We start from the raw sequence: 19,127 nt of genomic DNA, 5'->3' as shown, positions 1-19,127 counted from the left end.
ACATACAGGCGCGCCTGTCGCAGCGTCCTCTCCGCCGTGATTATGTCCACCGAGGAGAAGGGACGCGCGTGACCATAAAGACAGACGCAGGCCGCAGGATCAGGATCGGTGGCGGATCGGCCTATTTCGCCGACAGCGCGCTGGGCGTGCCGCAACTGCTGGCCGCCGGCGGTCTGGACTATATCATTTTCGATTATCTGGCCGAGGCGAGCATGGGCATGTTCGGCCGCTCGCGCCAGGCGACACCACCCACACTCTACCCGCCTGATTTCCTGACGGTCCATGTCGGGCCGCATCTGCATGAGATCGCGCGGCAGGGGGTGAAGATCATCGCCAATGCCGGTGCGCTCGATCCGCTCGGCCTAGCCCGGGCCGTCGAAGAGAAGATCGCGGCCGAGGGGCTTTCGCTGAAGGTCGCGGCGGTGACCGGCGACGAGCTCATCGACCGGGTCGAAGATCTGCGCGCCTCGGGCGTGTGCGACATGTTCACCGGTGCGGCTTTCCCCGATAAGGTGCTCACCGCCAACGCCTATCTGGGCGCCTTTCCGATCGCTTCGGCGCTGGCTCGCGGCGCCGACATCGTGATCACCGGGCGCGTGGTCGATTCCGCGATCGTGCTCGGTGCGCTGGTTTACGAATATGGCTGGCAAGCCGACGATTATGCGATGCTCGCGGCGGGGACGCTGGCCGGTCATCTGCTCGAATGCAGCACCCAGGTCACGGGCGGCACCTTCACCGACTGGGACGCGGTGGAGGGCTGGGAGTTGATCGGCTTTCCGATCGGGGAGGTCGCCCCGGACGGCAGCATGATCCTGACCAAGCCCGAGGGAACCGGCGGACTGGTCTCGGTCGGAACGGTTGCCGAGCAGCTGCTCTACGAGGTCAGCAATCCGGCCGACTATGTGGTCGCGGACGTCTCCTGCGACTTCAGCGAGGTCCGCCTAGAGCAGGTTGGGCCCGACCGGGTGCATGTCAGCGGCGCGCGCGGGCGGCCGCCAACGCCGTGGCTCAAGGCCAGTGTCACCTTCGACATGGGCTGGCGGACCACCGGGCTCACCCCGATCATCGGCGAGAGCGCGGGCGCCAAGGCGCGGCGTCAGGGGCAGGCGCTGATCGAACGCGGCCGGAGCCTGCTGCGCGCGCGCAACCTGCCGGACTTCAGCGGCACCTCGGTCGTCGTGATCGGCGAGGAGGCCAGCTACGGCCCGCATGCCCGCATCTCCGGCGCGCGCGAGGTGGTGCTCAAGCTGACGGTCGACCACCCCATGATCGAGGGCGCGGGCCTGTTCGCGCGCGAGCAGGCCTCGGGCATCACGACGATGTCGGTCGGCACCAGCATCAACCTCGCGACCACCGTCCAGCCGCTCACCGGGCTGTTCGGCTTTCTGCTGCCGCGCGAAACGGTGAAGCCTTTGGTGACGATGGGCGGCGATAGCTGGCCTGTCCCGATCGCTCCCGGCCGGACGAGCGAGATCGCTGCGCCGGCCATCGTTGTCGCCGTGCCCGAGGAGGACATGGTGAGGGTCGACCTGATCGACCTCGCCTGGGGAAGAAGTGGCGACAAGGGCAGCCTGTTCAACGTCGCGGTGATCGCGCGCAACCCCGACTGGATCGGCTGGATCGCCGCCGCGATGACGCCCGAGACAGTGGGCAAATGGTATCGCCACTTCTCGCCTGACGGCAGCCTGCCTCGGGTCGACCGCTATGCGGTTCCCGGTTTCTCGGCGCTGAACTTCGTCGTCCATAGCTGCCTGGGCGGCGGCATATTGAGCGGTGCCGGGCTCGATCCGGCCGCCAAGAGCATGGCGCAGCTGATCATGCGCTTTCCCGTCGCAGTGCCGCGCTCGCTCGCGGCGACCCTCCATGCGGAGACATTGGCATGAACGATTACAGCTATCTTATGAAAGGGATCGTGCCGCTGTCGACCGACAGCAGCACGCTGATCAGCTCGTCCAAATATCTCAACGATGCCCGCCTGCGCGATTGGGTGTCGACGCACATGCTGCGGCGGAACGGCCCCGACGTGCCGACGCCGTCCGACTCGATCCAGCTCGTTCTTCTGCTCCGGCAGATCCAGAACATCGACCATATCAACGCGCTGTTCGCCGAGGAGCGGAAGAAGAACCCGGCGCTGAATGCCTGGTTCGAGGAAGGCTATGCCTCTACCTTCCAGCGCGACGACCTCGCCCAATATGCGCCGGGAACGGTCGGCAATATCTTCTATCGCCAGCTGGTCGACAATGATCTCCAGGTCGACATCGTGCCGCCGGTCAAGGCGCGCAACGACTATGAATATTTCAACTTCCGCGCCGGACAGCAGCATGACCTCGAGCATATCCTCGGCGGCGGCGGCTTCGATTTCATCGGCGAGGTCGTGCCTTATTATATGCGCCTCGCGAACCTGTTCGTGCATCTGAGCCCCGAACTTGCTGGCGAACTGTCGGTCTTCTCCATCCTCGGATCGACGCGGATCATCACCCGCGCGGTGCTCCATTATCCGCAGACCTGGCTGACTGTCCTCGACGCAGTCGAGCGCGGTGCCAAGGTCGGGCGCAAGTCCGACCCGATCTTCCTGATGCGCTATGAGGAGGTCTTCCACATGACCCCGGAGGATGCGCGCGAGCATCTCGGCATACGCGGCGTCCGTCTCGCGGACACTGCAGCGGCATCGGCCGAATGGAACTGACCGCGATCCGGCTGGAGGGCGCGGACGGCATCGCGCTGGCGGCCGATGTCGCCGGGCCGGCGGATGGCCAGCCCGTCATCCTGCTGCATGGCGGCGGTCAGACGCGCGGATCCTGGCGCAACGCGGTCGCGGCCTTGGCGCGCGCCGGCTATCGCGCGCTCGCGGTCGACCAGCGCGGCCATGGCGAGAGCGGCTGGTCGGAGGATGGCGACTATCTGCTCGACCGCTTCGGTGAGGATCTGCGCCGCGTGATCGGTAGCCTCGACGCTCCGCCTATCCTCGTCGGCGCATCGCTCGGCGGGCTGGCGTCGCTGCTGGCGGCGGGCGAGGCCCCGCAGGCCGAAGTCGCGGGGATCGTGCTGGTCGATATCGTGCCCTGGATGGAGAAGAAGGGCGGCGAGCAGGTCGTCGGCTTCATGCGCGGCACCGATAGCGGCTTCGACACGCTCGACGAGGCTGCCGACGCGATCGCCGCCTATCTGCCTCACCGCCCGCGTCCCGATCGGCTCGATGGCCTGTCGCGCAACCTGCGCCAGCGCGCCGACGGGCGCTGGTACTGGCATTGGGATCCCGCCTTCGTCCGGCCCAACGCCAAATGGGACATGGACGACATCAACCGGCGCCTGTCCGCCGCCGCGCAGGCGGTGAACAGCCCGCTGATGCTGGTCCACGGCACGGCGAGCGAGATCGTGTCCGAGGCGGGTGCGGCGCGCTTTCGCGAGATGCTGCCCGATGCGCAGGTCGTGCCGATCGCGGGTGCGCATCACATGGTCGCCGGCGACGACAATGACGCCTTCCTCGGCGCCCTCCTGACCTTTCTCGATACGCTGCCGGAGCCCATTGCATGAAGGATTTCGTCGTCCCCAGCCGCGAGGAGAGCATGGCGCGGCTGATGCGCGGCTATCAGCGCGTTGCCGGCTTCGCGCGCGACATGGATTACAGTGTCGCCGACCGGCTCGAGGAACGCGCCGTAGATGCGGCCGACACGCCATTCATCCTGTTCGAAGAGCAGTCGATCAGCTTCGCCGAGATGAACCGCCGCGCGAACCGCGTCGCCCATGCGGCATCGGCAGTCGGCCTCAAGAAGGGCGATGTCGTCGCTCTGCTGATGCTCAACCGGCCCGAATTCCTGATGGTCTGGCTGGGCCTGTCGAAGATCGGCGTGGTCACCGCGCTGCTCAATACGAGCGCGACGGGGGACGTCCTTGCCCATGCGCTGCGCCAGGTCGAGGCCAAGGGGCTGATCGTCGGCTCGGAGCTGGTCGAGACCGTCGCTCGCATGCCGGCCGAAAGTCTACCGGCGCTGCTGTTCGAACAGTCGGAGACGGGGGCGGATCGAAGCGCACAGGGCTGGCGCGATCTCGACGCGGACATGGCGGCGGCATTCGATGCCAATCCCCCGCGCAGCGCGCGGGCGGGCGTCGTGATGGCCGATCCGCTCTACCTGATCTTCACCTCGGGCACGACCGGCCTGCCCAAGGCGGCGCGGATGAGCCACATGCGCTTCCTGAACGCCGGTGAGATGATGACCGGCCTGATGGAGTTCGGCGCCGGGGACGTCTTCTATTGCGTGCTGCCGCTCTATCACGGAGCCGGCGGCATGGTGGTGCCTTCGGTGGCGCTGGCCACCGGCCGGCCCTTCGTGCTCCGCCGCAAGTTCAGCCGCTTGGGCTTCTGGCAGGATGTGCGGCGGCATCGCATCACCGCGACCTATTATATCGGCGAGATCGTCCGCTATCTGATGGCGTCGCCGCCATCGCCCGACGACCGTAACCACAGCCTGCGGGTGATGACCGGGGCGGGCCTGAAGCCCGATGTCTGGACCGCCTTTTCCGATCGCTTCGGGGTCGAGACGATCATCGAAGGGCTGGGATCGACCGAGGCCAATTACGGGATCACCAATGTCGATTGCCGACCGGGTTCGGTCGGGCGGCTGCCCTATCCCAAGGCGACCAACATCCGCATCCTCAAATGGGACGTCGCGGCGGGTGAGCATGTCCGCGACGCCGATGGCGCCTATGTAGAGGCCGGGCCGCACGAGGTCGGCGAACTGGTCGCCGAGGTGCTCGACGGCACCGGCGTCGGTGGCTTCTTCGAAGGCTATACCTCGGCAGAGGCGACCGAAGCGAAGCTGCTGCGCAACCTGTTCCGCGAGGGCGACCGCTGGTTCCGCTCGGGCGATCTCGTGCGCTTCGACGAGGACGACTATTTCTTCTTCGTCGACCGGGTCGGCGACACCTATCGCTGGAAGAGCGAGAATGTCTCCACCGCCGAGGTCGAGACTGTGTTGTCGGGCTTCCCCGGTCCGTCGATCGTCAACGTCTATGGCGTTGCGGTGCCGGGGACCGAGGGGCGCGCCGGCATGGTCGCGCTGACCTATCCTGAGGGCGAGGCTTTCGAGCCAGAGGCTTTCTACGCCTTCGCGGCCGAGCGGCTGGCCAGCTATGCGATGCCGCTGTTCGTCAGGCTGTCCGACACTGCCGACATGACCACCACCTTCAAGCTGCGCAAGGTCGATCTGCAGCGCGAAGGCTATGATCCCGGGGCCGCAAAGGGCGATCCGCTCTACGTCGCCGACCCCCAGGCCCGCACCTATGTGCCGCTGACGCCCGATGCGTTGGCGCGGCTCGACATCCCTCCCTTTGCAGGAGCATCCCCCCATGCACGTTGAGTTCACGCCCGACCAGCAGGCGCTGCGGGCCGAGTTCCGCGCCTATCTCGACAGGCTGATGACGCCCGAGGTGCGCGCCGCCACGGTCAACGCCGAAAGCGGCCCCGTCTATCGACAGATCATCCGCAAGATGGGCGCCGACGGCTGGCTGACCCCCGGTTGGCCGGTCGAATATGGCGGACGCGGCCTCGATCCGCTCACCCAGAAGATCCTGCTCGAGGAACTGGTGCTGGCGGAGGCGCCATTTCCTTTCGTCACCGTCAACACCGTCGGTCCGGCGCTGATGCGGCTGGGGACCGAAAAGCAGAAGCGCGACATCCTGCCGCGCATCGCCAGCGGCGACCTCATCTTCGCGATCGGCTATTCTGAGCCGGGCGCCGGCACCGACCTCGCCGCGCTCAAGACCAAGGCCGTGCGCGACGGTGACGACTATGTGATCAACGGGCAGAAGATCTTCACCAGCGGCGCCGAGGGGGCGGACTATGTCTTCCTCGCGGTGCGGACCGATCCCGATGCGCCTCCGCACAAGGGGATCACCATCCTGATGATGGACACGTCGCTGCCCGGTTTCTCGGTCTCCCCGATCTGGACCGTCGGCGGCTTCCGCACCAACGTCACCTACTATGAGGACGTCCGCGTCCCCGCCGACATGGTGATCGGCGAAGTGAATGGCGGCTGGCGGCTGATCGCCGAGCAGCTCAACCATGAACGCATTGGCCTCGCCGCGCTCACCTATACCGGCAATGGCTGCTTCGACGAGGTCGTGGCCTGGGCGCGCGAGACGCCGTCGGGCGGGGGCCGCCTGATCGACGTGCCCTGGGTCCAGTCGGCGCTCGGCGAATCCTACGCGCTGTTGCGCGCGGTCGGGGTGATGGGGAACCGCGTCGCAGCCGAAGTGGCGCAGGGCTCGACCCGGGCCGATCTCGCCTCGGGCCTCAAGGTGTTCGGCACCGAGGCGATGATCAAGGTCATGCGCCTGCTGCTCGACGTGCTCGGCCCGGTCGGGCTGATCCGCGACGGATCGCCCGGCGCGGTGCTGCGCGGGCGGATCGAGCGCGAATATCGCAAATGCCAGATCAACACCTTCGGCGGCGGCACCGCCGAGGTGCTGCGCGACATGGTGGCGCAGATCGGGCTCGGCATGCCCCGGGGGGCGCGTTGATGAGCGATCTGCTCGAACAGGCCCGTCAGTGGGTCGGCCGCCCTGCCAACAAACCCGCCGTGGCGCGCGACGCAGTGAACCTGCCGATGATCCGCCGCTGGTGCGAAGCGATGGGCGACACCAACCCCATCTATCTCGACGAGGCCGCCGCGATCGCCGCCGGCCACCCCGGCATCGTTGCGCCGCCTGCCATGCTCGACGTATGGGCGATGGCGCCTTATCGTCCCGGCGGGCGGACCGCGGAGGAGAATATGGCGGTCCTCGCGCTGTTCGACGCGGCGGGCTACACCGGCGTGGTCGCGACCAATGTCCGGCAGGATTATCATCGCTATCTTCGGATCGGCGACGTGGTCACCTCCACCCCGACCGTGGCGGACGTGTCCGACGAGAAGCGCACCGCACTCGGTATCGGGCATTTCGTGACGCTGGCCTATGACTTCACCGTCGAGGGTGAGCCGGTCGGCCGGATGACCTTCCGCGTGCTCAAGTTCAAGCCGAACCTGGCCCAGCCCAAGGCCGCCGCACCTGCCGATGGCGAAGGCAAGGCCTGGCCGCATCCGCGCCCCGCGATCACCCATGACAATGCCTTCTTCTGGGAAGGGATCGCCCAGCGCAAATTGCTGTTCCAGTCGTGCGAGGGCCGTCTGCGCCATCCGCCGGGGCCGATGGATCCAGTGTCGGGTTCGCTCGATTTCGAGATCGTCGAGGCCAGCGGGCGCGGCACGATCCACAGCTTCGTGGTCATGCACCAACCGCGCCTGCCGGGTTACGACTATCCCTTGCCGATCGTCCTCGTCGAACTTGAGGAAGGCGTCCGCATGGTCGCCAACATGATCGACGCCAAGCCCGAGGACATCGCGATCGGCCGCCCGGTCGTCGCCGATTTCGTCAAAGTCGAACCCGGCTATCTGCTCCCCGCCTTCCGTTTCGCCTGAGGACTTCATGGATTTCACCCTTTCCGAAGACCAGATGGCCCTGCGCGATCTGGCGGCCCGCATCCTCGACGACGCCACCGGCGACGACGCGCTGCGCGCCTTCGCCGGCAGCGGCCGGACCTATGACGACAAGCTGTGGAAGACCCTCGCCGAGGCCGGGCTGCTCGGGCTCGGCCTGTCCGAGGCCGCGGGCGGCATGGGGCTCGGCATGATCGACCTCGGCCTGCTGCTGGAGGAGCAGGGGCGCACGCTCGCTCCCATTCCATTGATCCCGACCCTGCTCGCCGGATGGGTGCTCGATGCCCATGGCACCGTCGGCCAGTGGGCGTGGCTGCCGCGCCTGCTGTCGGGCGAGGCGCTGCTGAGCGTCGCGATCGACGAGGTCGGCGGCGTCGATCCGACCGCGCCGGCTGTCACTGCGACAGCCGATGGCAATGGCTGGCGCCTCGACGGCGTCAAGGTCGCGGTGCCCTATGGCGAACAGGCGCAGGCGCTGCTCGTCACCGCGCGGACCGATAGCGGACCGGCGCTGTTCCTCGTCGAGCGGAACGCGAAGGGGCTCAAGATCGAGGGGCAGCGATCCACCAATGGCGAGCCGCAGGCGATGGTCAGCTTCGCGGGCACGCCGTTGTCCGGCAATGCGATCGTCGGGACCGTGGAGGAGGGTGGGGCGATCGTCACCGCGCTCGTCCAGCGCGCGCAGGTCGCCTTGTCGCTGCGCCAGGTCGGCGTCGCTACCGAGGCGCTCAAGCGCACCGCTGCCTATTCGAGCGCGCGCATCCAGTTCGGCAAGCCGCTCGGTTCGATGCAGGCGGTGCAGCAGCGCGCCGCCGACGCTTTCATCGACGTCGAGGCGATGCGGTCGACCGCGCTGCTCGCGGCCTGGCAGATCGATCAGGGCCGCCCGCAGGCAGCGGACATTGCCACCGCCAAATATTGGGCGGCGATCGGGGGGCATCGCGTCGTCCACAGCGCGCAGCATCTCCACGGCGGCATGGGTGCCGACGTGACCTATCCGATCCACCGCTATTTCCTCGATGCCGTCGCGATCGGCGAAACGCTGGGCGGCGCCCAGCCGATGCTCGCCGCGATCGGCGCAGCGGTGGCTTCGGGCCAGACGGAGGCACTCGCATGACGACCATCGCCGTGGGGCAGGCGCTGCCCGAACTCGCCATCCCGATCACCGCTTCGGCGATCGTCGCAGGCGCCATCGCGACCAATGATTATGAGAATGTCCATCATGACAAGGCGGCCGCGCAGGCGACCGGGGTGCCCGACATCTTCATGAACATCCTGACCACCAATGGTCTGGTGCAGCGCTATGTGTCCGACTGGAGCGGCCCTTCGGCGCGCGTCGCCTCGGTCGAGATCCGGCTCGGCGCGCCCAATTTCGTCGGCGACACGATGCGGTTGACGGGCGAAGTCGCCCGGGTGGAAGGCCGCGAGGTCGACGTCAAGGTCAGCGGGCGCAACCAGATCGGCGAGCATGTCTCCGCCACGGTCACGCTGCACATGGGAGCCGAGGCATGAGCGGACTGGCGGGCAAGGCGGCGATCGTCGGAATCGGCGCCACTGAGTTCTCCAAGAACAGCGGCCGCTCCGAACTGCGGCTGGCGGTCGAGGCGATCCTGAGCGCGCTCGAGGACGCCGGCATCGACCGCGCCGAGGTCGACGGTCTCAGCACGTACACGATGGACAATAATCCGGAGATCGAGGTCTTCCGGAACATCGGCGGCCGGCAGCTGAAATTCTTCAGCCGCATCCATTATGGCGGTGGAGCGGCCTGCGCCCCGATCATGCAGGCCGCGATGGCGGTCGCGACCGGCGTGGCCGAGGTCGTGGTCTGCTACCGCGCGATGAACGAGCGGTCGCAATATCGCTTCGGCACCGGCTACACCCCGCCGCCCGTGCCCAATGCCGAGTCCGCCCATTATGGCTATTATGTCCCGTTCGGACTGATCTCGCCGGCGTCCTGGGTGGCGATGTCTGCGCAGCGCTACATGTACGAGACGGGCGCCACGTCGGAGGATTTCGGCCGCGTGTCGGTCGCCTGCCGCCGTCATGCCGCGAACAACCCCGCGGCCTGGTTCTACCAGCAGCCGATCAGCCTGGAGGATCATCAGGCGTCGCGCTGGATCGTCGAGCCGCTCCACCTGCTCGACTGCTGTCAGGAGTCGGATGGGGCGGTCGCGATCGTCGTGACGAGCGCCGCGCGCGCGGCAAAGCTGAAGCAGCCGCCCGCGATCATCCGTGCGGCGGCGCAGGGGGCGTCTGACGACCAGCAGATGATGACCAGCTATTATCGGCAGGACATCGCGCGGCTGTCGGAAATGGACCTCGTCGCCGAGCAGCTCTACGCGCAGGCGGGGATGGGGCCGGGCGATATCCGGACCGCGACCCTGTACGATCACTTCTCGCCCTTCGTGCTGCCGCAACTCGAGGCGTTCGGCTTCGCCGGGCGCGGGCAGGCGCGGCACTTCATCGCCAGGGAAGGGATCGAAATCGGCGGCCGCCTGCCGGTCAACACCAATGGCGGGCAGCTGGGCGAGGCCTATATCCACGGCATGAACGGGATCGCCGAGGCAGTGCGGCAGGTGCGCGGTACGTCGGTCAACCAGGTGGCCGGTCCCGGCCATGTGCTGGTGACGGCGGGGACAGGGGTGCCGACGAGCGGGCTGATATTGTCGGAAGCCTGAAAAAAAGGGGGCGCCGTCGATTCCCCCGAACCGACGGCGCCGCCCGCCCTCACATCGCGGTTGCGCCCCCGTCCACGACGAGAGGGTGACCCGTCACGAAGCTCGCGGCTTCGGAGCTGAGGAACAGCACGGCCGAGGCTATTTCTTCGGGCTGTGCGAAGCGACCGAGCGGGGTCATCTGCTCGATCACGGCCTTGATCTGGGGGTTGTTGTCGAACTTCTCGGTCATCGGCGTGCGCACCACGCCGGGGCAGACCGCGTTCACGCGGATGCCGTCCTTGGCGAAGGCGAGCGCCGCCGAGCGCGTGAGCCCGACCACGCCATGCTTCGATCCGACATAGCCGGGCTGCGGCGAGCCGACGATGCCGTTGATCGACGCGGTGTTGACGATCGCGCCGCCGCCGCCCTGCTTGAGCATCTGCCGCACCTCGTGGCGGATGCAGGAGGCGACGCCGGTCAGGTTGATGGCGATCGACTTGTTAAAGGCCTCCGCATTGTCCCAGATGTCGGCGTCGAAATTGACGCCCGCATTGTTGAACGCGATGTCCAGGCGGCCATAGGCAGCGACGGTGCCCTCGACGAGCGTAGCGACCGCCTGTTCGTCGGACACGTCGGTTGCGATGAAGCTCGCCTCGCCACCGGCCTGCTTGATCGTCGCGACGGTCTGGTCGCCGCCGGGGCCCGGCAGGTCCGCCACGACGACTTTCGCGCCTTCACGGGCAAAGGCGATCGCGGTGGCGCGGCCGATGCCGCCGCCGGCACCCGTGACGAGCGCGACCTTGCCCTCGAACTGTCCTGACATTGTTCATTCTCTCCTATTTTTCTTGCGGGGCCGCGTCTCAGGCGGCCTTGTCGTACCAGGTGATCAGGTGGCTGATATCGCTGCAGTCTTCGAGCTTGCGGCCGACCTTGCCCAGATGATGCACGGTGATCTGCATCGCATCGGTCAGCGGCTGGACCACCTCCATGATGCGGTCATATTCGGTGCGGGCGATCTTCCACCTGCCGTCGACGCGGCGATAGCGGTCGCGATAGATGGCGGTGCCGGTCGTGACGTCCTTGCGGTCGAGCGAGATGAAGATGTCCTCGAGATACCAGATGCCCTCGGCCTCGTCGTCGCCGATCAGGGTGATGTCGGGCATGTGGCCATGGTGCATGGCGACTGCGCTCGCATTGAAGCTGTTCATCAGGAAGTCGACCATCTTGGCCGCGCCTTCGAGCTGCACGAAATAGCCGCCGCCGCGATATTCGACCGAGACGTCGTCGGTGAAGAGCGTCTCCAGAACCGCCTGATCGGCCGTGTCGATCGACCGGAAGTAGCGATGCTTTACCGTGCGGATATCCTCAAGGTCCGACAGTTGCTGTAGCGTATAGGCCACGAACCCCTCCATTTGCGTAATCTGCGCTTATATTGTGTGCGCAGAAGCTAAAGCAGGATCGCGCGCTTGGCTAGAGGCAGAAAGCGCCGGCGGAAGCGTCCTGCGCCCCCGCCGGAACATCCTGTCGTCAGGCGTCGAAATTGGTCCCGCAGCTGAGCTCGCGATGCGCTTCCATCGCCGCGCGCACCTCGTCCATGCGCGCGCAGACGGCGGCATAGGCGTCGGGGCCGGCGATCAGCTGGCGCGGCGGGGAGGACATGTCGGCGACCGCGGCGACCAGCGCCGCCAGCTTGGCCGGATCGCCGGGCTGGCGTCCGTCGACCGATTTCACCAGCTGCATCCGGGCGTGGACGCCGTCGTCATAATCGGCGACCCCCGACTCGCCCGTCTTGAGCGAGCGGCCGGAGAAGTCCGTCCGGAACATGCCCGCCGCGATCGAGCAGACGCGGATGCCGAGACCCTCCACCTCGCGCGACAGCGCCTCGGAAATCGCCTCCAGCGCGAATTTCGAGCCCGAATAATAGCCGGTCGCCGGATTGCTGATACGACCGGCGAGCGAGGAGATCTGGATGATGTGCCCCGCCCGGCGCGCGCGCATGCCGGGCAGCACCGCCTGCATCATCCGGATCGCACCGAACAGGTTGACCTCGTACATCGCCTTCACGGCGGCCTCGTCACCCTCCTCGATCGAGGCGACATAGCCATAGCCGGCATTGTTCACGAGGACGTCGATCGCGCCGAAGCGCTTTTCCGTCTCCGCGACGGCCGCCTCGACCTGTGCCGGGTCAGCCACGTCCAGCGGCAGGGCGATGGCGCGGTCGGGATAGGCGGCGACGAGATCCTCCACGTCGCTGGTTTTCCGCGCTGTCACGGCGACGCGGTCGCCGATCGACAGGGCGTGGGTGGCGATGGCCCGGCCGATGCCGGTCGAGCATCCGGTGATGATCCAGCTGCGCATGCCGCTCACTCCGCGATCCGCCAGGCATAAGAGGCGGCTCGCTCCTGCTGCTGCTGGCGGCGCTCCTCAGGCGTGACCCATTTCGTGCCTGCCGGCAGCTCGTCGCGCAGGCGGTCGAGCTTCACCACGCGACTGCGCGCGCCGAAGCCTTCGGCCGGCCGGCCACTGGCGAACTCGGCCCAGCGCAGGGTGAGCAGGCCTTCGGGCATGTCGCAGGGGTCGAGCCAGTTCCACACGCCGGGATCGCGCTCCGAGACCACGAATGTCAGGCTGTCCTGGTCGTCGCGTACCGCCTGCGTCAGGTTCAGGCTCGACGTCCGGTGCATGATGTCGTTGGTCGTGCCCCAGATATTGGTGATGGGCGCGAGGAAATAGTCGGCACCGCCCAGCCCGATTTCGATCACCAGCGCCTCGTCGGGCTTCAGGTCGAAATGGCCCATGATGTAGATCTGGTTGCGCAGCGCGCCGTCGCTGTCGCGGTCGATCGTGAAGTCGAAGCCGTTGGCGGCCTTGGTGGTCGCCTGTGCGTTCCAGCGCATCGTGCTGTCGACGTTGCGGATGAGCATCGCCTGCGCGTCGGCCACCTTCTGGTCGAAGCTGCGTTCGGGCGTTTTCGGCGCGCCGCCCAGCCGCTCGATCGTCAACATATTGGGTCGTTCGCGCGCCCAGTCTGCCACGACGTCGCGGATGTAGAATTCGACCGCCTCGGGCGAAGAGCGGATATGGTTCGCCCGGTCGCGCTTCTCGTCGGCGTCGACGAAGATCTCGAAATTGCCCTCATCGTCGAGGACGAGCGACTTGCCGTCGAGCACGTCGACCGTGCCCATATGCGCGTTCCACAGGGTGAAATAATTCTCGGTCAGGCGCGGATCGGGGACGCTGCCGCGGATCACATAGCGCTCGGCCCCGTCGATCGGGATCACGCGATAGACCGAATCGGGATTGTCGATGCCCCAGCGGGTGCCGGGAATGTCGAGGTCGCCCAGCTTGTGCGGCAGGCGTGTGATCGTGACGACCGCCGGCCGCTGCGGATCGGTGTTGAGCGACCAGAGGATCGCGCCGAAGGCGACCTCCGGATAGGCCCATTCGAACGCCCTGCGCATGGCCGGAGAGGGCTGCGCCTTGTCGAGCCAGTAGGCGCGGCGGTCCTCGATGGTCTGCTGCATGCGCGGGTCGGCCTGGACGGCAAGCGCCTCGCGCTCGAAACGGGCCTGTTCTTCGGTGGCAATCGGGTTCACGCTGTGGCTCCTCTCTCTGGGTTCTTACGCTAAGGCGTAGCGCGAGACGCGCAACCGCTACGCAGATGGAGCCAGGGACGGATATGCGTTAAAGCGACGCGTAGAGAAGAGCCGGAGGAGCGGATGGACGGCCACTATCGCAGCGTCGTCGAAATGGCCTTGCCGGATTTGCGGGTCGAACGGCTGGTGCAGGATCGCAGCGGCCCGTTCGAGCGCTGCCACGAACTCGACGAGCCCTCGATCGTCTATATGACGCGAACCGGGGAGGAGGCCGCTATCGGCTGCTTCGGAGAGCCGCGTTCGCATCGCAGCTTCACCCGCTTCGGATCGGCGATCGTCGTGCCGGCGCAGGTTCCGCTCCACGTACGCTCGCATGGCTTCAGCGGGCGCGAGATGATCGTCGTGCGCTTCGACCGCGACCGTTTTGCCGAACTCACCGGGCTCCGCGCGGGGCTGGAGGATGCGTTGCTCGCTTCCTGCGTCGACGTGCGGGCGGCGGGCATTGCCGCGACGCTCGATCGGCTGAGCATCGAGATGGCGCGGCCCTCGATCGCGCGCGAGACGATCGTGGCGGGGCTGGGGATGGTGCTGCTCGGCGAGCTGGCGCGGCATTTCGACGAGATTCGCCAGTCGGGAGGACCGCGTGGCGGCCTTGCCGACTGGCAGCTCCGCCGGATCGAGGCGCGGCTGGAGGATGATGAACGCCTGCCGCCCGATCTGGGGGAACTCGCCGATCTCTGCGGGATCAGCCGCCGCCACCTGATGCGCGCCTGGAAGGCCAGCATGGGCGGCACGGTGATGGAGCGGGTCGAGCAGTTCACCTTCGACCGAGCCCGCCGGATGCTGGAGGAGCGTCATGACCTGCCGGTGAAGACGATCGCCGGGGCATGCGGCTTTGCCGGGCAGGCGGCCTTTTCGACCGCCTTCCGTCGCCGCTTCGGGATCAGCCCTATGACGTGGCGGCAGCGCCACCGCGCGGGGCGTCCGCAGTGACGAGCGGATCGCGGTCCAGCCGTTCGCCACGCGTCTCGGGCATCAGCAGCCAGATCAGCGGTATGGCGAGATAGGCGGCGAAGCCGAGCAGCGTGACCGCCGGACCGATCGACCCCATCGCCGCGCTGACCGCGCCCAGCAGCCAGGGGGCGATCACCACGCCCCAGCGCCCGATCAGATTGTGGCACCAGCCATTGGCGGCGGCGCGCAGGTGGGTCGGGAACAGCTCCGAATTGAGCGTGTAGCTCGCCACCCACACGCCGAGCGCGACCTGCACGCCGAGGAAACCGCCCGCAACCGCCCACCAGCCCTGCGCCGAATAGCAGAACTGGGTCAGTCCCCCGAGCGCGGCCATGAACAGGGTGATCGTCCAGCGGCGTCCGATCCGGTCCATCAACCAGCCGACCGCGAGATAGCCGAAGAAGCAGGCGACCAGCCCGACGGGTGCGATCGCCGCGAAATCGGACGGCGCCCAGTTGCGCTCGCGCACCGCATAGAGGGTGAAGAACAGGCTGCCGACCGAGGTCGCGAAATTGACCAGGAACCAGAGCAGGCTCATCGCCGCGAAGCGGATGCGCAGGCCCGGCACCATCAACTGGCGCAGCTCGTCGAGCGGTGACAGGCGCGGCGCGGAGCGCGCGCGGGCGTCGAGCCAGACCGGGGTCTCGCGCAGCTTGAACAGCAGCAACGGCACCATCAGCAGCGGGAGGGCGCCGATCAGGAACAGCATGCGCCAGCCGAGGCTGGTTTCCAGTGCGGGCGCCAGCACCAGGAAAGGCAGGGCAGCGCCGAGGCTGCCGAAGGCGCCGAGCAGCCCGTTGGCGCGTCCGCGCGTCGCAGGCGGCAGCGTCTCGCTGACGATCAGATAGGCGGTGGCGATCTGCGTGACGAGCAGCGCCCGGGTCGCCATCTGGACCGCCGTATATTGGCCGACGCTGCCGACCAGGACGGTGGCGAGGGAACCGAGCGAGAAGCCGGCCGCCGCGAGGATCAGGATCGGGCGGCGCCCGAAGCGGTCGCCGAGGCGGACGAGCGCCCAGGCGGCGATCGAGCCCAGGGCGATGAGGCCGAGCGCGCCGCCCAACGCAGCGGTCGTCGTGGCGAAATCCTTGGCAAGATAGGGCAGGACGACCGCAGTCGCGCTGACGTCGAACCCCTCGAACATGACCACGACCGCCAGCATCGCCAGCAGGCCGACATGCTGCCGGGTCAGCTTTTCGTCCGTGGTGCCTTGGTTCATGCAGGGTCCAGTTCGAACAGGGATACGGGGCTTTCGACCACGCCCACCTGGGCGACATAGCGTTGCGCACGCAGCTGCAGCAGATGGTATCTGCCAGAGCTCACCTCGCCCCGGAAGGCAGGGTCGAAGATCGGCGCCCCGGTCGTCCGGCTGTTCGCGCTGCCCGTCATGCTCTTGCCGAACAGCGTGTCCTGCGGCCCGCGCAGCACCTCGACCTGCGCCGGATGGTAGAGCTCGAAGGCGGGCTGGACAAAGGCATTAACCGGCCATGGCGCGGATGCGAGCATGGCCAAAGCGATGGTTCGACGCATGATGATTTCCTCCCCTCGGGACCCGCATTTTAGTTTCTTGTGCGGGCGGTGTAACTCCGCATATGGTAATATGAATTATGAGAATATGTGTATCTGCGTAAAGTTTTGAGAGGATGACGAATGTGCGCGAGGGGGACATGAACCGGCTCCATGGGCGTCGCGCCGTGGTCACTGGCGGAGCGCAGGGCATCGGTCGGGCGATCGCCGAGCGGCTGGCCGCCGAGGGCGCCACGGTCGCGGTGATCGACCGGGAGCAAGCTGCCGCTGCTGCGGTCTTCGGCGATACCGCCGGGCATATCGGTCTCGGCTGCGATGTCTCGGAAAGCGCCTCGGTCGATGCGGCGATGGCCGAAGTCGCCCGGCGCCTGGGCGGGATCGACATATTGGTATGCAATGCCGGCATCGGCCGAGGCCCCGACGACGGCAGCGAGCAGATGTATGCGGGTGCAGCCGAGCGCGCGGGCCAGATTGCGCGCGGTGAGACGCCGACCGCGCATCCCGACCAGAGCATCCACATGTCCGACGCGGGCTGGCTCGCGGTGACGGGCGTCAACATCAACGGGGCCTTCTTTTGTTGCCGCGCCGCGCTGCGCGACATGGCCGCGCGCAACGCGTCCGGGTCGATCGTGCTGATCGCCTCGACCTCCGCCGCATCGGGCGAGGGTCCGATCCACTATGTCACCAGCAAGGCCGCGATCGTCGGGCTTGCGCGGGGGCTCGCGCGCGAGGTCGCCAGCCGGAACATCCGCGTCAACGCGGTCCACCCCGGCCCGACCGACACGCCGATCATGGCCAATGTGCCCGACTCGGTGCGCGCCGATCTGGCGCGGGCGGTGCCGCTCGGCCGGATGGCGCAGCCCGAGGAGATCGCGGCGGCGGTCGCCTTCCTCGCCAGCGACGATGCCAGCTTCGTGACCGGATCGGTCGTAGCGGCCAATGGAGGCAGCTATTTCTGCTGACGCGCCCGCGCGCGTGGCGCTGTTCCAGCCCTTCGTCTCGCGCAACCTGTCGCTGCCGAACCGCATCGTCATGTCGCCGATGGGCCGCGCCCATGCGCAGGGCGGGCGGCCTCATGCAGACTATGCCGGCTATTTCAGGCGGCGTATCGAAGGCGGCGTATCGCTCGCGATCACCGGCGCGGCGGCGGTCGGCCATGACCTGGCCGACTATGACGGGACCGGTCCGCTCTTCTATGGCGACGGGCCGCTCGATGGTTGGAGCCATGTGCTCGATGCGGTCCACGAAGCGGGCGGCAAGCTGATGCCCCAACTGTGGCACACGGGAGCCGCGCGCCATGTCGATGCTTTTGCCGACAGGTCCGCGATAGGCCCGTCGGGCTACACCGTCGCCGATCTCGACGCCGGCCGAGGGCCGAGCGTGCAAGCCATGACCGAGGCCGACATGACAGCCGTGGCACGCGCGTTCGCCGACTCGGCTGCCGCAGCGAAGATGCGCGGCTTCGACGGTGTCGAGGTCCATGCGGGCCATGGCTTTCTCCTCGACCAGTATCTGTGGCCGCAGACCAATCGCCGACGCGACGATTATGGCGGCAGCGCCGCCAATCGCGCGCGCTTCCCTGCCGAGGTGATCGCCGCCTGCCGTGCGGCCACCGGTCCCGATTTCCCGATCCTCGTTCGCATCTCGCAGTTCAAGATCGACGCTTATGACGCACGGATCGCTGAGACGCCCGAGGAACTGGGCGATCTGCTGCGCCCGCTCGCGGCGGCCGGGGCGGATATCCTGCACTGCTCGCAACGCGAAGCGTGGGAGCCCGCTTTCGAGGGTAGCCCGCTCAATCTGGCCGGTTGGGCCAGGCGGCTGACCGGACTGCCGACGATCGCGGTCGGTTCGGTGGGGCTGGCTGGGCTGTTCACCGAGGAGGAAGCCGCAACCCCCGGCGCGGCCTTCCCTGGTGTCTCGCTCGATCGGCTGGACGAGGTGGCGGCGATGCTGGCGCGCGGCGAGTTCGATCTTTTGTCGGTGGGCCGCTCGCTGCTCGCCGACGCGCAATGGGCCAACAAGGTGCGGGAGGGTCGTGATGGCGAACTTCAAGCGCTCGATCTCGCGGCTCTCACCACGCTGACATGAGGAGGGGATGATGAAGCGTTTCGAGGGTCTGGTGGTGCTGGTGACTGGGGCCGCCTCGGGCATCGGCAAGGCGACGGCGCTGCGGCTGTCGGAAGAAGGGGCGAGCCTGTTCTGCGTCGACATCAATGGACCGGGAGCTGCTGCCACGGCCGAAGGCTGTGGCAATGCAGCCTCGCTACAGGTCGACGTGTCCGATCCTGCGGCCTGTGATGCGGCGGTGGCAGAAGCCAAGGCGCGCTTCGGGCGGCTCGACGGTCTCGCCAATGTCGCGGGTGTTGGCAGCTTCGGCCATGCGGCAGCGACCAGCAATGCCGAATGGCAGCGCGTCATCGGCATCAACCTGACCGGCGTGTTCCAGATGACGCGCGCTGCGCTTCCTGTGATCGAGGCGCAGGGCGGGGCGATCGTCAACATCGCCAGCGCGGCGGGGCTGGTCGCGACGCCCTATGCGGCGGCCTATTCGGCGTCGAAGAGCGGGGTGGTCGGGCTGACCCGCTCGGTCGCGGCGGAATATGCGCGGCGCGGCGTCCGCGTGAACGCAATCTGCCCCGGTGCGGTCGACACGCCGCTGATCGCCGGTGGCTTCGACGCGATCGAGGGTGTCGACCTCGACCTGTTCGCGCGGATGACGCCGCTGATCGGACCGGTAGCCCAGCCCGAGGACGTCGCGGCGGCGGTGGCCTTTCTGCTGTCGAGCGACGCGCGCTTCGTGACCGGCACGACGCTGGCCGTGGACGGCGGACAGACCGCGATCTGAAGCGGGGACCGGC

19 protein-coding genes are annotated in these 19,127 nt (G+C 67.5%); 13 read left to right on the top strand and 6 right to left on the bottom strand.

What is annotated here, in order from left to right:
* Positions 1-68 precede the first annotated feature (68 nt).
* The 9 genes from ACNI3R_RS01735 to ACNI3R_RS01695 are packed head-to-tail and all read left to right on the top strand — an operon-like array spanning position 69 to position 10,150.
* A complete protein-coding gene (locus ACNI3R_RS01735) occupies positions 69-1,883 on the top strand; it encodes an acyclic terpene utilization AtuA family protein (protein ID WP_426179385.1) in 1,815 nt (604 codons plus the stop codon).
* Entirely contained in the window at positions 1,880-2,686 is an 807-nt protein-coding gene (locus ACNI3R_RS01730) for a Coq4 family protein (RefSeq protein WP_426179383.1), read from the top strand. Before ACNI3R_RS01735 ends, ACNI3R_RS01730 begins: the two co-directional genes overlap by 4 nt.
* A complete protein-coding gene (locus tag ACNI3R_RS01725; protein ID WP_426179381.1) occupies positions 2,677-3,534 on the top strand; it encodes an alpha/beta fold hydrolase in 858 nt (285 codons plus the stop codon). The genes ACNI3R_RS01730 and ACNI3R_RS01725 overlap by 10 nt, the downstream gene beginning before the upstream one ends.
* Positions 3,531-5,357: a long-chain-acyl-CoA synthetase gene (locus ACNI3R_RS01720; protein WP_426179380.1), complete on the top strand. Its 1,827-nt coding sequence runs from the start codon at positions 3,531-3,533 to the stop codon at positions 5,355-5,357. The genes ACNI3R_RS01725 and ACNI3R_RS01720 overlap by 4 nt, the downstream gene beginning before the upstream one ends.
* Entirely contained in the window at positions 5,347-6,519 is a 1,173-nt protein-coding gene (locus ACNI3R_RS01715) for an acyl-CoA dehydrogenase family protein (RefSeq protein WP_426179379.1), read from the top strand. Before ACNI3R_RS01720 ends, ACNI3R_RS01715 begins: the two co-directional genes overlap by 11 nt.
* Positions 6,519-7,454, top strand: a complete 936-nt coding sequence (locus ACNI3R_RS01710) for a bifunctional MaoC family dehydratase N-terminal/OB-fold nucleic acid binding domain-containing protein (RefSeq protein ID WP_426179377.1) — start codon at positions 6,519-6,521, stop codon at positions 7,452-7,454. Before ACNI3R_RS01715 ends, ACNI3R_RS01710 begins: the two co-directional genes overlap by 1 nt.
* A gap of 7 nt (positions 7,455-7,461) precedes the next feature.
* Positions 7,462-8,589 carry an acyl-CoA dehydrogenase family protein gene (locus ACNI3R_RS01705; protein WP_426179375.1) on the top strand — a complete coding sequence of 376 codons (1,128 nt, stop codon included), beginning with the start codon at positions 7,462-7,464 and terminating at the stop codon, positions 8,587-8,589.
* Positions 8,586-8,984 carry a MaoC family dehydratase gene (locus tag ACNI3R_RS01700; protein ID WP_426179374.1) on the top strand — a complete coding sequence of 133 codons (399 nt, stop codon included), beginning with the start codon at positions 8,586-8,588 and terminating at the stop codon, positions 8,982-8,984. The genes ACNI3R_RS01705 and ACNI3R_RS01700 overlap by 4 nt, the downstream gene beginning before the upstream one ends.
* Positions 8,981-10,150 carry a lipid-transfer protein gene (locus ACNI3R_RS01695; protein ID WP_426179372.1) on the top strand — a complete coding sequence of 390 codons (1,170 nt, stop codon included), beginning with the start codon at positions 8,981-8,983 and terminating at the stop codon, positions 10,148-10,150. Before ACNI3R_RS01700 ends, ACNI3R_RS01695 begins: the two co-directional genes overlap by 4 nt.
* Positions 10,151-10,199: 49 nt before the next feature.
* Here ACNI3R_RS01695 and ACNI3R_RS01690 read toward each other — a convergent pair whose 3' ends face one another.
* The 4 genes from ACNI3R_RS01690 to ACNI3R_RS01675 form a co-directional block, all read right to left on the bottom strand.
* Positions 10,200-10,952, bottom strand: a complete 753-nt coding sequence (locus tag ACNI3R_RS01690) for a glucose 1-dehydrogenase (RefSeq protein ID WP_426179370.1) — start codon at positions 10,950-10,952, stop codon at positions 10,200-10,202.
* A 37-nt stretch (positions 10,953-10,989) separates the two neighbouring features.
* The gene (locus ACNI3R_RS01685; protein WP_426179368.1) at positions 10,990-11,529 is read right to left on the bottom strand and encodes a nuclear transport factor 2 family protein; all 540 of its coding nucleotides are present in this window, start codon (positions 11,527-11,529) and stop codon (positions 10,990-10,992) included.
* A 127-nt stretch (positions 11,530-11,656) separates the two neighbouring features.
* Entirely contained in the window at positions 11,657-12,487 is an 831-nt protein-coding gene (locus tag ACNI3R_RS01680) for an oxidoreductase (RefSeq protein WP_426179366.1), read from the bottom strand.
* Between the two features lie 5 nt (positions 12,488-12,492).
* Positions 12,493-13,725: a hypothetical protein gene (locus ACNI3R_RS01675; RefSeq protein WP_426179364.1), complete on the bottom strand. Its 1,233-nt coding sequence runs from the start codon at positions 13,723-13,725 to the stop codon at positions 12,493-12,495.
* A gap of 123 nt (positions 13,726-13,848) precedes the next feature.
* On the opposite strand from ACNI3R_RS01675, the gene ACNI3R_RS01670 reads away from it, so the two are divergent.
* Positions 13,849-14,718: a helix-turn-helix domain-containing protein gene (locus ACNI3R_RS01670; RefSeq protein ID WP_426179362.1), complete on the top strand. Its 870-nt coding sequence runs from the start codon at positions 13,849-13,851 to the stop codon at positions 14,716-14,718.
* Here the strand turns inward: ACNI3R_RS01670 and ACNI3R_RS01665 are convergent.
* Together ACNI3R_RS01665 and ACNI3R_RS01660 are read right to left on the bottom strand one after the other, a co-directional pair.
* Positions 14,675-15,958 carry an MFS transporter gene (locus ACNI3R_RS01665; RefSeq protein WP_426179361.1) on the bottom strand — a complete coding sequence of 428 codons (1,284 nt, stop codon included), beginning with the start codon at positions 15,956-15,958 and terminating at the stop codon, positions 14,675-14,677. The genes ACNI3R_RS01670 and ACNI3R_RS01665 overlap by 44 nt on opposite strands.
* A complete protein-coding gene (locus ACNI3R_RS01660; protein WP_426179358.1) occupies positions 15,955-16,269 on the bottom strand; it encodes a hypothetical protein in 315 nt (104 codons plus the stop codon). The genes ACNI3R_RS01665 and ACNI3R_RS01660 overlap by 4 nt, the downstream gene beginning before the upstream one ends.
* A 122-nt stretch (positions 16,270-16,391) precedes the next feature.
* Here ACNI3R_RS01660 and ACNI3R_RS01655 point away from each other — a divergent pair, with 122 nt between their 5' ends.
* From ACNI3R_RS01655 to ACNI3R_RS01645, 3 genes are read left to right on the top strand one after another with little or no spacing between them, the layout of a single operon-like run.
* A complete protein-coding gene (locus ACNI3R_RS01655; RefSeq protein ID WP_426179357.1) occupies positions 16,392-17,228 on the top strand; it encodes an SDR family NAD(P)-dependent oxidoreductase in 837 nt (278 codons plus the stop codon).
* Positions 17,206-18,357: an oxidoreductase gene (locus ACNI3R_RS01650; protein ID WP_426179355.1), complete on the top strand. Its 1,152-nt coding sequence runs from the start codon at positions 17,206-17,208 to the stop codon at positions 18,355-18,357. The genes ACNI3R_RS01655 and ACNI3R_RS01650 overlap by 23 nt, the downstream gene beginning before the upstream one ends.
* A 7-nt stretch (positions 18,358-18,364) precedes the next feature.
* The gene (locus tag ACNI3R_RS01645; protein WP_426179353.1) at positions 18,365-19,114 is read left to right on the top strand and encodes an SDR family NAD(P)-dependent oxidoreductase; all 750 of its coding nucleotides are present in this window, start codon (positions 18,365-18,367) and stop codon (positions 19,112-19,114) included.
* Positions 19,115-19,127 lie beyond the last annotated feature (13 nt).

The sequence above is a fragment of the Rhizorhabdus antheiae genome, from assembly GCF_049889055.1.
Lineage (GTDB): Bacteria > Pseudomonadota > Alphaproteobacteria > Sphingomonadales > Sphingomonadaceae > Rhizorhabdus.
The sequence above is the reverse complement of the archived record's forward strand: the minus strand, read 5'-3'. Positions and strand labels throughout refer to the sequence as shown.

What these genes read in the sequence shown, in the direction of transcription:
- ACNI3R_RS01705 (WP_426179375.1), top strand. Translation starts at nt 7,462, where the DNA reads ATGGATTTCACCCTTTCCGAAGACCAGATGGCCCTGCGCGATCTGGCG.
- ACNI3R_RS01665 (WP_426179361.1), bottom strand. Translation starts at nt 15,958, where the DNA reads ATGAACCAAGGCACCACGGACGAAAAGCTGACCCGGCAGCATGTCGGC.
- ACNI3R_RS01680 (WP_426179366.1), bottom strand. Translation starts at nt 12,487, where the DNA reads ATGCGCAGCTGGATCATCACCGGATGCTCGACCGGCATCGGCCGGGCC.
- ACNI3R_RS01715 (WP_426179379.1), top strand. Translation starts at nt 5,347, where the DNA reads ATGCACGTTGAGTTCACGCCCGACCAGCAGGCGCTGCGGGCCGAGTTC.
- ACNI3R_RS01700 (WP_426179374.1), top strand. Translation starts at nt 8,586, where the DNA reads ATGACGACCATCGCCGTGGGGCAGGCGCTGCCCGAACTCGCCATCCCG.
- ACNI3R_RS01660 (WP_426179358.1), bottom strand. Translation starts at nt 16,269, where the DNA reads ATGCGTCGAACCATCGCTTTGGCCATGCTCGCATCCGCGCCATGGCCG.
- ACNI3R_RS01670 (WP_426179362.1), top strand. Translation starts at nt 13,849, where the DNA reads ATGGACGGCCACTATCGCAGCGTCGTCGAAATGGCCTTGCCGGATTTG.
- ACNI3R_RS01695 (WP_426179372.1), top strand. Translation starts at nt 8,981, where the DNA reads ATGAGCGGACTGGCGGGCAAGGCGGCGATCGTCGGAATCGGCGCCACT.
- ACNI3R_RS01645 (WP_426179353.1), top strand. Translation starts at nt 18,365, where the DNA reads ATGATGAAGCGTTTCGAGGGTCTGGTGGTGCTGGTGACTGGGGCCGCC.
- ACNI3R_RS01720 (WP_426179380.1), top strand. Translation starts at nt 3,531, where the DNA reads ATGAAGGATTTCGTCGTCCCCAGCCGCGAGGAGAGCATGGCGCGGCTG.
- ACNI3R_RS01725 (WP_426179381.1), top strand. Translation starts at nt 2,677, where the DNA reads ATGGAACTGACCGCGATCCGGCTGGAGGGCGCGGACGGCATCGCGCTG.
- ACNI3R_RS01710 (WP_426179377.1), top strand. Translation starts at nt 6,519, where the DNA reads ATGAGCGATCTGCTCGAACAGGCCCGTCAGTGGGTCGGCCGCCCTGCC.
- ACNI3R_RS01690 (WP_426179370.1), bottom strand. Translation starts at nt 10,952, where the DNA reads ATGTCAGGACAGTTCGAGGGCAAGGTCGCGCTCGTCACGGGTGCCGGC.
- ACNI3R_RS01650 (WP_426179355.1), top strand. Translation starts at nt 17,206, where the DNA reads ATGGAGGCAGCTATTTCTGCTGACGCGCCCGCGCGCGTGGCGCTGTTC.
- ACNI3R_RS01730 (WP_426179383.1), top strand. Translation starts at nt 1,880, where the DNA reads ATGAACGATTACAGCTATCTTATGAAAGGGATCGTGCCGCTGTCGACC.